At 65.9% G+C, this 12346-nt stretch carries 13 protein-coding genes, 2 tRNA genes and 1 pseudogene; 9 read left to right on the top strand and 7 right to left on the bottom strand.

Going from position 1 to position 12346, the window contains the following annotated elements:
- Positions 1-6 precede the first annotated feature (6 nt).
- The gene (locus ACTIMF_RS02305; RefSeq protein ID WP_442348656.1) at positions 7-1215 is read left to right on the top strand and encodes a TetR/AcrR family transcriptional regulator; all 1209 of its coding nucleotides are present in this window, start codon (positions 7-9) and stop codon (positions 1213-1215) included.
- A 12-nt stretch (positions 1216-1227) separates the two neighbouring features.
- Here the strand turns inward: ACTIMF_RS02305 and ACTIMF_RS02300 are convergent, their stop codons facing one another.
- Positions 1228-1896 (bottom strand): hypothetical protein, encoded by a 669-nt coding sequence (locus ACTIMF_RS02300; protein ID WP_442348655.1) that lies wholly within the window; start codon positions 1894-1896, stop codon positions 1228-1230.
- A 159-nt stretch (positions 1897-2055) separates the two neighbouring features.
- Between ACTIMF_RS02300 and ACTIMF_RS02295 the strand changes: the two genes are divergently transcribed.
- The 6 genes and pseudogenes from ACTIMF_RS02295 to ACTIMF_RS02270 all read left to right on the top strand — a co-directional run bounded on the left by ACTIMF_RS02295 (position 2056) and on the right by ACTIMF_RS02270 (position 4500).
- Positions 2056-2127, top strand: a tRNA-Asn gene (locus ACTIMF_RS02295).
- A 182-nt stretch (positions 2128-2309) separates the two neighbouring features.
- Positions 2310-2750: a hypothetical protein gene (locus ACTIMF_RS02290; protein WP_442348654.1), complete on the top strand. Its 441-nt coding sequence runs from the start codon at positions 2310-2312 to the stop codon at positions 2748-2750.
- 214 nt (positions 2751-2964) lie between these two features.
- A complete protein-coding gene (locus ACTIMF_RS02285) occupies positions 2965-3549 on the top strand; it encodes a chloride channel protein (protein ID WP_442348653.1) in 585 nt (194 codons plus the stop codon).
- 180 nt (positions 3550-3729) lie between these two features.
- A complete protein-coding gene (locus ACTIMF_RS02280; RefSeq protein WP_442348652.1) occupies positions 3730-4224 on the top strand; it encodes an FBP domain-containing protein in 495 nt (164 codons plus the stop codon).
- A pseudogene (locus ACTIMF_RS02275) lies at positions 4221-4328 on the top strand (hypothetical protein); the annotation flags it as partial. The gene ACTIMF_RS02280 and the pseudogene ACTIMF_RS02275, both read left to right, overlap by 4 nt.
- Positions 4329-4374: 46 nt before the next feature.
- The gene (locus ACTIMF_RS02270; RefSeq protein ID WP_442348789.1) at positions 4375-4500 is read left to right on the top strand and encodes a hypothetical protein; all 126 of its coding nucleotides are present in this window, start codon (positions 4375-4377) and stop codon (positions 4498-4500) included.
- A gap of 95 nt (positions 4501-4595) precedes the next feature.
- Here ACTIMF_RS02270 and ACTIMF_RS02265 read toward each other — a convergent pair whose 3' ends face one another.
- Complete coding sequence (locus ACTIMF_RS02265; RefSeq protein WP_442348651.1) at positions 4596-5747, bottom strand: flavin-containing monooxygenase; 1152 nt, start codon at positions 5745-5747, stop codon at positions 4596-4598.
- Between the two features lie 95 nt (positions 5748-5842).
- Between ACTIMF_RS02265 and ACTIMF_RS02260 the strand changes: the two genes are divergently transcribed.
- Both ACTIMF_RS02260 and ACTIMF_RS02255 read left to right on the top strand, forming a co-directional pair.
- Positions 5843-6433, top strand: coding sequence for a TetR/AcrR family transcriptional regulator (locus tag ACTIMF_RS02260; RefSeq protein ID WP_442348650.1), 591 nt, complete (start codon positions 5843-5845; stop codon positions 6431-6433).
- Positions 6430-8109 (top strand): MDR family MFS transporter, encoded by a 1680-nt coding sequence (locus ACTIMF_RS02255; protein ID WP_442348649.1) that lies wholly within the window; start codon positions 6430-6432, stop codon positions 8107-8109. Before ACTIMF_RS02260 ends, ACTIMF_RS02255 begins: the two co-directional genes overlap by 4 nt.
- A gap of 54 nt (positions 8110-8163) precedes the next feature.
- Here ACTIMF_RS02255 and ACTIMF_RS02250 read toward each other — a convergent pair whose 3' ends face one another.
- From ACTIMF_RS02250 to ACTIMF_RS02230, 5 genes are all read right to left on the bottom strand, one after another.
- Positions 8164-9540 (bottom strand): FtsX-like permease family protein, encoded by a 1377-nt coding sequence (locus tag ACTIMF_RS02250; RefSeq protein WP_442348648.1) that lies wholly within the window; start codon positions 9538-9540, stop codon positions 8164-8166.
- Entirely contained in the window at positions 9537-10325 is a 789-nt protein-coding gene (locus tag ACTIMF_RS02245) for an ABC transporter ATP-binding protein (protein ID WP_442348647.1), read from the bottom strand. The genes ACTIMF_RS02250 and ACTIMF_RS02245 overlap by 4 nt, the downstream gene beginning before the upstream one ends.
- Positions 10326-10413: 88 nt before the next feature.
- Entirely contained in the window at positions 10414-11058 is a 645-nt protein-coding gene (locus ACTIMF_RS02240; protein WP_442348646.1) for a response regulator transcription factor, read from the bottom strand.
- Positions 11055-12212, bottom strand: a complete 1158-nt coding sequence (locus ACTIMF_RS02235; RefSeq protein ID WP_442348645.1) for a sensor histidine kinase — start codon at positions 12210-12212, stop codon at positions 11055-11057. The genes ACTIMF_RS02240 and ACTIMF_RS02235 overlap by 4 nt, the downstream gene beginning before the upstream one ends.
- Positions 12213-12225: 13 nt before the next feature.
- A tRNA-Ile gene (locus ACTIMF_RS02230) sits at positions 12226-12300 on the bottom strand.
- Positions 12301-12346 lie beyond the last annotated feature (46 nt).

Here is a 12346-nt window from a genome sequence, read left to right as displayed (position 1 = left end):
CCGACTATGACCGCTCGGACACCGTTGGACGACGCCGTGGGCCGATCTCGCACTCGCCGCACCGACCGGCGCGAGATCGTCTTACGGACCGCGTCCGAGGTGTTCGGCGTGCGCGGGTATGCAGGTACTCGTCTCACCGACATCGCTTCTGAGGTCGGCATCTCCACACCCGCTCTGTACCGACACTTCTCGACCAAGTACGAGCTGTTCGCCGCCGCTGTTGACCGACAGTCGACCGATGTCGATTCCGCGATCTCTGCGGTCCCCCGTCACGACGAGCCGAGGCACGAACTGGCGGCGGTTCTCGCCGCGTTCACCGACACCGTGATGGAGCACCGCCGGGGCGGAAATCTGTACCGCTGGGAACGACGCGTCCTCGACGATGCCGATCGCACCCGCACCCGCGAGGTCCGCATCCGCCTGCACCGCCGACTGCGAATGCTGATCGAGACCGCCCGACCCACCCTCGACCGCCCGACTGCCGACCTGCTCGCCGTCGCTGCACTGTCGATCGCGGCCAGTCCGGCGACACATCGGATCGCGATGGGTCGACGTGCCGCGACCGAACTGGTTTCGACCGCAGCGGTCGCGCTCATCGGCGTCGAGCTTCCCGATCCCGCACCGGTGTTCGCGCACCCGCCGGGCCTGACCCCGATCGGACGTCGCGAGTCGATCCTCGCTGCATCCGTAGCGTTGTTCGCAAGGCAGGGTTTCCACGAGGTGACGGTCGAAGACATCGGCGCAGCGGTCGGCCTCCCCGCATCCGGCGTGTACCGCCATTTCGAGTCAAAAGCAGCCATTCTCGCAGCAGCGTGCTGGCGGACCGCCGACCGGACGACCGACGCGGTCGCCGTTGCCCTGTCACAGGCGCAGACCCCGCGCGATGCTCTGGTCGAATTGACAAGCCGTTACAGCGCGCTGTGCGTGGACGACCCCGACATCATGGCGGTCTATCTGTCGGGAGCCGGCGCACTCGACGACAACGACCTGCGCGCGTTGCGTCGCCAACAACGGACGACGGTCGACGAGTGGGCCACATGGGTGGTGCGTGCACGACCCGAACTGACGAGTGCCGCCGCACGCTATCTGGTGCACGCAAGCCTCAATCTGGCAAGCGATCTGGTCACTGGCCGACCCGGCGTCGATGCACCGACCGTCGCGGCAGTGTCGGCCGCGGTGCTACTCGGCGAAAGCGGCGCAGGCGCTGCCGGGTAGAACTCCCCGAGATCAGACCACTTCAAAGTCGGAGACGAGCCACTTCCCGTCGTCCTGGCTGAGCGTGAGCTTCACTCGCGACTCGTACGCGCCATTGCCTTCGCCGAGCGCAGGGGCCTGCGGACTGGTCACTGTGTTGTCGAGCGCCACGAGCACAACGGCTTCATCGGCTCCTATCGACACGATGCCCGCTGTCTGGGCACTCCCCTTCGACGAGGCGTGGGCGGCGTCGTTCGCTGCGCGCGCCTGCTGCGACGACTTGATGTAGGTGTCGGCGAACTCGGGCGTGGAGATCGCGCGGATCCGTCGGTCGAGATCGTCGTACTTTCCCGTCTCGTACGTCAGCATCTGAGCCGCGTACGATTTGGCGTCCCGCAGCGCGCCCGCACGGTCGAGATCATCGGAGTCGTCAGAACTCGACCCGAACGCCAGGTAAGCCAACACGGCGGCGGCCACCGCGAGGACCACGACCGTGGCGATCAGCGATGGAACCAGCGCACCGGTTCGGTGCATGCCGAGAACAACTGCCCCCTCTGCTCCGGAGTCCCCCGGCACCGACGATTCCTTCTTCTCCGACTTCCGCGACTCCTCGGCACGGATCTTCGCACGCTCAGCCCGGTTCGCCGCGAGAAAGTCGTCGTCGTCAGGTGCGGTCGGATCGTCGCCGGTGGTGGAAGACATGCGCCCCAATGTAGTGCCAACCATCGCCGTCAGATGCACTGAACTCCGTTCGATTCTCGACACCGCGTTCGTCGCCCTCAGTCGATCCGGGACTGTCCAGGCGTTTTGCACCTGCCGGGACCAATAGGCTAGAGTTTCAAACCGGTTCGGAAAGAGCAATCCCCCATAGCTCAACGGCAGAGCACTCGACTGTTAATCGAGCGGTTATTGGTTCGAATCCAATTGGGGGAGCAAGCAGACCCGCTGGCGACAGCGGGTTTTCTGCTTCTCACGCTACCGTTCGAACGTCCGCCCCGATGCCGGGCATTTAAGCCCCGATGCCAGTGGCCCCACACTGTCGGAACTGTCTGAGTCCACTCGGTCCGGTGATCCCGCATGCGCCCCGCGGTGAACGGCTGTTGCATACTGCAAGTATGAGATCCGGATGGAAGAGCCTGATCGCCGCTTCCGCCGCCTGCGTCCTGATGGCAGCGTCGGCGGCGTGCTCATCGGGCGACGACCGTTCTCAGCCCGACCACGGGTCCACAACGAAGCCTCAGACCAGCGCCGCCGCAGCACTTCTCGAGCCTGCGACGCCTGCGCAGATCGTCGACCGCTTTGTCCAGGCCGGGTTGCCTGCGACAGATCTGCACGATGTCACCGATTCCGAATGTCCGGAGGCGCATTGCATGTCGGCTGCCCAGACAGCCGAGACGACGGTCATGAAGTTCGACCATCCGCGCGACACGATGATGTACTACGCGACTCACCGAGGTGCCTTCGCCATTGCGGACATAGTGATCTCCTTCTCTGGCGACGTCGATGGGGACGCAAGGAAGGCGTACGAACGGCAGACGACACTCGCCGTCCGATAGGCCTGCATGACCAGACGCCCTGTCGACGACACCGGAGAGTCGGCCGGAGGCCTTGTCGGGTTCAGCCTCACCGCGGCGGCCGTCGGCGCCTTGACCGGACTGATCGCCGCGAGCTTCACACTCGTGATCGACCTGTTGTCGCGCCTCCGCGGAGACGCGTCGGCGGGCCGTTATCGATCGGCGCAGGCATGGCGCTCGGACGTGAGGGCCGTCCGTGCAGATCGGTGGGTCGATCGCGACGCTCATCGCTTCTGCAGCGGGATTCGTCGTTGCCAACCCGATCGCCGGCTCGGACACCGACCTCGCCATGCCGGAACTGCACGACCCGCATATGCCCAATGCCGGATGGATCCTGCTCGTCGGCATCGTCACCGGGATGCTGGGAGTCGCATACAACAAAGCGATCATGGCCAGTCCCCGGTTCGCCGATCGCAGCAGACTGCCCGCCGAGGCACGCGGGCTATTCGCCCCGATGCTTGTCCTCGGCGCCGACAGCGGACCGATCGTCGGCCTTATCGCTGCGGGCCTCTTCCCCGCAAGCGCCCCCGACCCCGCAGCCCTGGCATTGATCGGCATGGCCTCGTTCTTCGCTGTGAGCGTTCACGCCCCGGTGACCGGCCTCGTTCTCGCCACCGAACTCACCGGCACCACGAGCCAACTGCCACCGATGCTCGGTGCATGCGCGACCGCCCTCCTCGTCGTCGTGATGGTTCGCTTCCGTGGCATCTACGACATGCTCGCCGCCCGCGCCACAGCGAAATCCACAGATAACAGCATGTCCGTAGCGCGCCCTTCATGAGAATGCATTCGACACACCACCGTCACGCGCCTACTCTGGCCTCCGTGTCCGACCGAGTAACGGGAGCTGATGGCGCGCGCAGCGCCGCTTCCAGATGAGCCCGCCCCGCAGCCGATCCAACGCGATCGGCTGTTGACGCATACCCTCATCACTCCTCTGACGCGAGAAGGTCGTCTTTTCATGCGCACTCCCACTCAACAGCAGATTCTGTCCGCGTTCCGCGGCGCCACCAAGAGCGAGATCGCCAAGGTCACGTTCCCGTTCAACTTCGACGACGTCGACTTCGCCGACCGCGAGTTCTACGGCTGGCGCGACCGCAAGATCCCGCGTCGGGCATATCTCGTCGTCGAGCACGACGACGAGCTCGTCGCATTGATCCTGAACCGGGCCGAAGCCAAACCACGTCGCCGCGCCATGTGCGCGTGGTGCCGGGACGTCGAACTCTCGCACGACGCGATCCTCTACTCGGTACGTAGAACCGGACCCCGCGGACGACGCGGAGACACCATCGGCACGCTCGTCTGTGAAGACCTCGGTTGCCCCAAACGCGCGCGGAAACTCCCGCCCGCCTATCACAAGGGCACCGATCTCACTGCGGTCCGTTCCACGAAGGTCGCCGAGATGTCGCACCGTGTAACGGCTTTCGTGACCGAGGTCCTCTCGACCGACGAGTGACGCCGGGGCCGGGGCGAGGCGTCGAAATACTCTCGTATCCCCTGCCGACGATCATCCTCGGCGCGTGCCGTCCACAACTCGCACACGCGGCGTTGACAGCCGATCCACGGGCGGCCGCCCAGTTGCCGTGCAATGTCGTGGTCAGCGCGGATGGCGGAGATCATGGACCCCGGCATCATGGAAGAGTTCACCGGCACCGCCGGGCTGGGGGCGATCACTGAGGGCGCCCGCACGAGGCTCGCCGGGGTCCTCGACGCGTTGACATCCGCGAAGTAGCCGTCGGCTTGTAGCACCGTGCTGCAGCGGGCCATACGCTCGTGGCGACAGGCTTGAAGCAGTCACGGCCCAACTACAGCGTGCCCGGACGTCTATCAGGACAAGCTGGACAGACTCTTCCGGTCCTTGGCGTCACGCTCGAGTGAGGTGTACCGGACCGCCGCACGCGCGGCCCGTCGCCCGGCACGGGTCGCGCCGAGAGTGGACGCGCTGCGGCCGTATCCGACGAGGAACAGGCCCGGAGCTTTCAGAACGCTCACATCGTCGTCGGCCATCAGAACGCCGCCGCTGCGTTCTCGCACGCCGAGCGGCGCGAGGTGACTCAGTGAAGCGCGGAAACCGGTGGCCCACAGGATCGCGTCGACCGCCTCATGAGTTCCGTCCGCGAAGTCGACGCCGTCGGCAGTGAGGGCACCCAGCGGTCCCCGCGAGACGAGCACTCCCCGATCGATCGCGTCGAGCACCGACGGCGTCGTCGGCAGCCCCGTCTCGGCGACGACACTCCGCGGCCGCAGCCCTGCGCGGGTTCGAGCGGCGACGCGGTTCTCCACGCCGAGTCCGGCTTCGGTGTCGAATGGACACTCGCGCCAACGCGGCTCGGTCCGGGTGGACCACAACGTGTCGACTCCGTTCTCATCGAGGAGTTGCACGAATTGGACGGCTGAGATGCCGCCTCCGACGACGAGCACCCGTCGTCCGAGGAAGTCATCGGGTTCGGTGAAATCGCGGGTGGTGAGCTGCTTTCCGTCGAAGGCACCGCGATACCAGGGCACGTACGGCTGGTCCCAGGTTCCGGTCCCGGAGATGATCGCCCCTGCGAGATACTCCCGGCTGTCGCCTTCCGGCCCCTCGGCGACGACGCGAAACCCAGTCGTGTGCTCGCCATCCATCTCACCTTCTGCGGACTCCACCGACCGAACGCGCCACGGCCGCTGAACGTCGAGGCCCTTGTCCCTCTCGAACCGCCCGTAGTAACGCTTGACCACCTCCCGCGCAGGCTCATCGGGCGCTGCGTCGCCGAGCGAGGAGCCGGGGAGATCGTGCAGGCCGTTGACGTGGTCGAACGTCAAGGCGTCCCATCGGTGACTCCACGCTCCGCCCGGAGTCGGGTTCGCGTCGAGCACTCCGACGTCGATCCCCGGCCGTAGACCCGCACGTACAAGGAAGTACGCGGCAGACAGGCCTGCTTGCCCCGCCCCGATCACGACGACACGCCGCCGCGCACCCTGGCCCGCTGATGGATTCACATCGGTGTCAACTCGTCGGTCCGCCTCGTGATTCCCACGAGTCTCGTCGATCACAATCGTTGCTTCATAATTTGCACCCGTGCAATAATGCACTAGTGCAAAAAGATCAGGTAGGACTCCGCGAGCGGCAACGCGCCGAAACGTTGCGCCGTCTGCACGACGCGGCCATCGACCTCGTTCAGGAGAACGGCCTCCTCGAGACGACGATCAGTGCCATCGCCGATCGGGCAGGCGTTTCTCGTAGGACGTTCTTCAACTACTTCGCGACGAAAGAGGACGCGGTACTCGGAGTGGGTTCGCCGACGATCCCAGACGACGCCGTCGATCACCTCTTCGACAGCCCCGACCAGCTCGAACACGCGGTGCGCGTCGTCTTCTCAGTGGCTTCGAGCGTCCGACACGTAAAGAATCGGCCAGCCGAGCGACGCGAACTGGTCCGATTGCACCCCGAACTCAAGGCGAGGGCCCAGCACTACGCAATCGGCGCCCACGACCTTCTGGCCAAGGCTCTCGCCGAGCGCTACGACGGCGACGAGGCCGACCGGGCATCGGCCCTGCTGCTACTCGCGACGGCGATCATTCGCTTTGCGTACTCCCGAGACCCCGACGCCGCCGACAGCCCCGATTCGTCCTCCCTGGCCGACGCTATCGACATCTTCAAGACAATGATGAAGGACCTCATATGACCTCCGCTGCCGCGTCCGCAGCCAAACCGCCGGACACCGACGACAACCCGACCGGGATGTCCAAGAAGAACGTCATCCTGCTGTTCATCGGCCTGATGATCACGATGCTCCTGGCATCCCTCAACCAGACCGTCCTGTCGACGGCCCTGCCGACAATCGTCGGCGAACTCAACGGCGTCGACCAGATGACGTGGGTCATCACCGCATACATTCTCGCGATGACGATCGTGATGCCGGTCTACGGCCGCATCAGCGACCTCGTCGGACGTAAACCCGCTCTCCTGTTCGCGATCAGCGTGTTCATGGTCGGTTCCGTCGTCGGCGCACTCGCAGGCAACATCCTGTGGCTCATCGTCGGCCGCGTCATCCAAGGCCTTGGCGGCGGTGGCCTCATGATTCTGGCTCAGGCCGCGATCGCCGACGTCGTCTCCCCTCGCGAGCGCGGGCGCTACATGGGCTTCATGGGCGCGGTCTTCGCCGTGGCCTCGGTCGCCGGTCCGCTCCTGGGCGGCTGGCTCACCGAAGGACCCGGCTGGCGCTGGGCCTTCTGGATGAACATTCCACTCGGCGCACTCGCCATCATCGCGACCGTCATTTTCATGCGCCTGCCCAAGCCGCAGCACGCGAACCGTCCGAAGCTCGACTACCTCGGCATGGTCCTCATCGCAGCTGCGACGACGACGCTCGTCCTGATGTGCACGTGGGGTGGCCACACCTACGACTGGCTCAGCCCGCAGATCATCGGTCTCGCCGTCTCGAGCATCGTCCTCGCCGTCGCCTTCGTGTTCGCCGAGAAGCGTGCGCAGATGCCGATCATCCCGATGCAGCTGTTCAGCAACCGGAACTTCACGCTGGTCACGGTCGCCGCCCTCATGGTCGGCATCGCGATGTTCGGCGCCATCGGCTACATGCCGACCTACATCCAGATGGTCACGGGCGTCGACGCCACAGTCGCGGGTCTCTACATGACCCCGATGATGGGTGGACTGCTGATCACATCGGTGATCTCGGGACAGATGATCTCCCGGCACGGTAAGTACAAGCGGTACCCGCTCGCCGGAGCCGTCGTCATCGGCATCGGCCTCGCCCTTCTGTCGTCGATGCATCCGGCCACGCCGAACTGGCAGATGTGCATCTACCTCGGTGTATTCGGCATCGGTCTCGGCCTGATCATGCAGGTCCTCACGCTGATCGTGCAGAACGAGTTCCCCGGCGCGTTCGTCGGCACCGCCACCGCCGCGACCAACTACTTCCGCCAGGTCGGTGCCACGTTGGGTTCGGCGATCGTCGGCTCGATCTTCGCCTCGCGACTCGTGGACCTGTTGACGGAGAACCTCGGCGGCGCCGCCGACAAGCTGGGCGGCTCGGGCGGTGGACAGAACAGTCTGACCCCCGCACTCGTCGACTCGCTCCCCGAGCAGCTCCGGATTCCGATCGTCGAGTCGTACAACGACGCCCTCCTGCCGATCTTCTTGTTCTTCGTACCGCTCGCGGTGGTCGCGCTCATCGCACTTCTGTTCGTCGACGAGCGTGCCCTGTCGACCAAGGTCCGTGGGGAAGCCGAAGCGGAAGGCATTGGCGAAGGCCAACTGCTCCCCGAGCCGTTCCGGGTCCCGGAGCACGACGACGAGACGACCTCTGCACAATCACCGGACGCCGAACGCGCTCTGCGCTGACGAGTCCGACCCCGTCTGATCGAGCGCAGAAACCCTGCGCTCGATCAGACGGGGTCACGCGACCGCGAGAGCGTCGACTGGGGTGACCGCGACGGCACGGCGACTCGGCGGGAGCGACGCCGCGACGACGAGCGCCACAGTGCAGGCCACGATCGCAGCGAGAGCGGGCAGGGGCAGTCCGATGACAAATCCGTCGGTCGTGGAGCCGATCAACGATTGTGCGCCGACCGAGCCGAGGACGATGCCGAGCAGGAGTCCGAACACCACAGCCGTGCCGCTGAGCGCCACCGATTCGAGCGTGATCATCGATCGGACCTGTTTGGCGGTGAATCCCATCGCCCGCAGCATTCCGATCTCGCGAGTGCGGCCGATGACCGTCAACGACATCGTGGAGACGAAGCCGACGGCCGCGATGACCGCCGAGATCGCGATCATCGCGATCAACACGCTCGAGGTCACAGACAGCACCTGCTCGGCCTGGCGGACGTCGTCGGGGGTCATTCCCTCCCAACTGTGCACCGACTCGGTGAGTGCCTGCATCCCGCCGGCGATCGTCGTCACCAACGTGACGCCGATCAGCAGCCCGACCGTGGATCGAGTGGTCCGCTGCGGGTCGCTGACGGCATTCTTACGAGCGATCACCGCAGACGGCGAGTTGCCGACCAACCGGCCGACCGCGCCAACCAGACTGGGGACGATCCGTCCCGCACCGAGCATGATGCCGGTCGCGAGAACCGCCGCACCGAAGAAGGCGACGACGAATCCGGCCTGACTGGCCTGTTCACCCAAGTAGCACGCTCCGGCGAGCAGGACCGCTCCGCCTGCGACGGCCACGGCGGCCGCACAATCGCGCAACCACGAACGGGCTACGCGAGCGGTGCGGACCGCGCTCGCCCTCGAGAGCGCCGACCGCGACCCGACGAACGCCGCGGCGACGGCTGTCGCGACCACTGCGATCGCTCCGAACAGCACAAGTGGCGGCAGGACGTCGTAATGCACGCGAGGCAGCGTTCCCCGGCTCACCAGGACCGCGCACAGGATCCACGCGCCCGCGACACCTGTCACGACTCCGGCCGCCGCCCCGACCAGGGCGACCTTCCCGACGGCGCTGACGAGGGAGTCGCGCAACTGCTTGCTGCTCGCACCGACCAGGCGCAATAGACTGAGTTCGCGTCGCCTGCCCGCGATCACGGTGTCGACACCGTTGCTGATGACGACGCCCGAGACGAACAGGGCGATCATGATGAACACGCCAGCCACCACGTCGAGGATCGGTCCCGCGCTGCCACCTTCGGCCTTCGCCACCGCTCCGAGAATGCTCGACGCGCAGACCAGTGTCGTCGAGTACATCGCTGATAACCCGGAGACGACGCCGATGGCGGTCAGTTCACGTAGTGACCCGACTGTCAGTCGAGAGCTCGTCGCCTTCATGCCGCCGCTCCTTGGAGGGTGATGAGCAGGTCGGAGATCTGCCGGGGGTCGAGACCCCGGTACTCACCGACGATCGCTCCGTCGGCCAGCACCAGTATGCGGTCGGCGTACGACGCCGCGACCGGGTCGTGGGTGACCATCGCGATCCCCTGACCGTATTCACGGGCCGCCGTCGTCAACAGCGTCAGCACCTCACGGCTCGTCCGGGTGTCCAGCGCGCCCGTCGGTTCGTCGGCCAGGATGATCGTCGGACGGCCGGCGAGCGCACGGACGATGGCCACACGCTGCTGCTGTCCGCCCGAGAGCTCCGACGGCAGATGGCCGAGCCGGTCACGAAGACCGAGGGAGGTCACGAGGTGGTCGATCCACGCCTCCTGCTCAGCGTCGGGCCGACGCCCGGCGAGGACGAACGGGAGTCTGATGTTCTCCTTGGCGGTCAGTGTGGGCACGAGATTGAACGACTGGAAGATGAAGCCGACTGTGGTGCGTCGAAGAATCGTTCGCGCGGTGTCACCGAGGCCGACGATCGGATTAGCCCCCAACCAGATCTGACCGGCAGTCGCCTCGTCGAGTCCTGCCATGACGTTCATGAGCGTCGATTTCCCCGATCCGGACGGCCCCATCACGGCGGTGAACTCGCGCCGATTGATATCGACGCTGACGTTGCGAAGCGCGTGAATGGGGTTCGCCGGGTCGCCATAGGTTCGAGAGACGTTGCGGAGGGTGACTGCCGCGACGGGCCCGTTGGAAGGAGATCGTGTGTCGGTATGTCCTGTGGAGTTCATGCCACCTAGGTTATGGCTGTGACCTGCACGAACACATCCTTCTACGGGCTGGTTCGGCATACCTCTTCAGATGTACGCGAGAGCTGGTTCAGACAAGGGCGTGCTCGTACGCGTACACCACAAGTTGTACGCGGTCACGCAGGCCCAGCTTGGCGAGGATTCGCGAGATATGCGTCTTGACGGTGGCCTCCGACAAGTATTCGGCCGCGGCGATCTCCCCGTTCGACAGTCCGCGTGCCGCGAAGACGAGGATTTCGCGTTCGCGCGGTGTCAGTTCGCCGTACTCCGGTCCGGGTTCGACCGCCCGACGAGTCCGGTGCCGTTCGAACAACTGTCGGGTGGCCGAGGCTGCGACGACCTGATTTCCGTCGGCGACGGCGCGTACCGAAGCAAGCAAGAAGTCCGGTTGCGCATCCTTCAAGACGAACCCGCTCGCGCCCGCTTCGATGGCCGATGCCGCGGCCTCGTCGACGTCGAACGTCGTCAGGACTAGAATGCGCGGCGCGTCGTCGCCCAACTCGCGCACGAGACCCGATGTCGCGGTGATTCCGTCCACTCCGGGCATCCGCACATCCATCAGGATCACGTCGGGCCGAGCTGTCGAGACCATCGCGTTCAACGCAAGAGCCGATGACTCCTGCGCGACCACCTCGATGTCGGGTTGGCTCTCCAGGATCATCGCGATCCCACCGCGGAACAGCGGCTGATCGTCGACGAGAGCGACGCGGATCATCGGGTGGGTCCTTTCGGATCGGGAACGGTCAGAACCACGAGCCAACCGTCCTGCGTGCTGGTACTCGACAGACGGCCTCCGATATGAGCGGCGCGTTCGGTCATACCGATGATGCCGTGGCGTGCTCCGCCGGGGGCAAGGGGGCGGTCGGCCACGGCGTTACCGACGGTGAGGCGAGCGCCGATCGTCCAGTCGTGGTGAACGATAACGGCCTGGGTGAGGTCTCCGTACTTCAGCGCGTTGGTCAGTGCTTCGGTGAGGACGGCGTGGGCCACTCGGACGGTCACCGGATCGACGTCGTCCGCAGTTCCGGTCTCGTCCGCATCGATGGTCATTCCCGCGGCTCGCATGCGCGCGAACAGTTGATCGCGGTCGGCTCGGCTGACGTCGCCGACACTGTCGGTGCTGCGGAGCTCTTCGAGAACCGTGCGCACGTCGGCGAGCGCTTCGCGGGCGGTGTCGGCGATGACTCCTAGGGCATCGCGCACCGCGTCAGGGTCGGCGTCGAGCGTGTATTTGGCGCCTTCGGCCTGTGCGACGACGACGGCGAGTGAATGTGCGACCACATCGTGCATGTCGCGCGCCAGACGTGACCGCTCGGCCTGTTCGTCGTAGAGGTCGAGGACGCGACGACGTTCCAGTTCGGCTATCGTCTCACTCACCTCGGCGGCGGCAACGCTCCGACGCTGGTAGCCGACGAAACCCGCCGTCCATCCGCCGACCACCACGACGGCGGTCAGGACCACTCCGAATGCGGTGCCCCACACGACGGAGCCGCCCCCGAGCGCGATGTCTCCGTACCCATGCGGGAGAACCGCGCCCGCAATGATCGAGCCGACCACGGCGACCGCGAACGATCCCCGTCGGACCCTACGGTCGGGGTGGCCTCCCGCGGTGAAGAACATCGGCGCGTACATCACCGACAGCGCGGTGACGTGAACCGACGCGACCTGCACGACGGCCGAAGCGACCGCTGCCGTCATCATCACGCTCGGTGCGAAACGGCGGGCGGCGAGTGCGAGCGTGATGAGCCCGCCCGCCACATACATCGCAGCACCGAGACCCGAGTTCGATACGACAACCACGAAGCCGACGAACGCCGCGACCACCAGGTCGAACGCGACCGCCGAACGGCGCAGGCCTGGCGCAGCCAACGGATCTCCCACGTGCCCCGTGTCGGGCTCGAACCGACGAATGACCGCTTTATGAGAGCGGGGCCTTAACCAACTTGGCTAACGGGGCCGTCCCAGATTACCGACTGCCCCGGCCATGCGTTCGCCAGCCCCCG

Origin of the sequence: Gordonia sp. (in: high G+C Gram-positive bacteria) (assembly GCF_052106715.1) — a bacterium.
GTDB lineage: Bacteria > Actinomycetota > Actinomycetes > Mycobacteriales > Mycobacteriaceae > Gordonia.
The sequence above is the reverse complement of the archived record's forward strand: the minus strand, read 5'-3'. Positions and strand labels throughout refer to the sequence as shown.

Coding starts and splice junctions, on each gene's coding strand:
- ACTIMF_RS02305 (WP_442348656.1), top strand. CDS start 7: ATGACCGCTCGGACACCGTTGGACGACGCCGTGGGCCGATCTCGCACT.
- ACTIMF_RS02300 (WP_442348655.1), bottom strand. CDS start 1,896: ATGTCTTCCACCACCGGCGACGATCCGACCGCACCTGACGACGACGAC.
- ACTIMF_RS02290 (WP_442348654.1), top strand. CDS start 2,310: ATGAGATCCGGATGGAAGAGCCTGATCGCCGCTTCCGCCGCCTGCGTC.
- ACTIMF_RS02280 (WP_442348652.1), top strand. CDS start 3,730: ATGCGCACTCCCACTCAACAGCAGATTCTGTCCGCGTTCCGCGGCGCC.
- ACTIMF_RS02270 (WP_442348789.1), top strand. CDS start 4,375: ATGGCGGAGATCATGGACCCCGGCATCATGGAAGAGTTCACCGGCACC.
- ACTIMF_RS02255 (WP_442348649.1), top strand. CDS start 6,430: ATGACCTCCGCTGCCGCGTCCGCAGCCAAACCGCCGGACACCGACGAC.
- ACTIMF_RS02250 (WP_442348648.1), bottom strand. CDS start 9,540: ATGAAGGCGACGAGCTCTCGACTGACAGTCGGGTCACTACGTGAACTG.
- ACTIMF_RS02245 (WP_442348647.1), bottom strand. CDS start 10,325: ATGAACTCCACAGGACATACCGACACACGATCTCCTTCCAACGGGCCC.
- ACTIMF_RS02240 (WP_442348646.1), bottom strand. CDS start 11,058: ATGATCCGCGTCGCTCTCGTCGACGATCAGCCGCTGTTCCGCGGTGGG.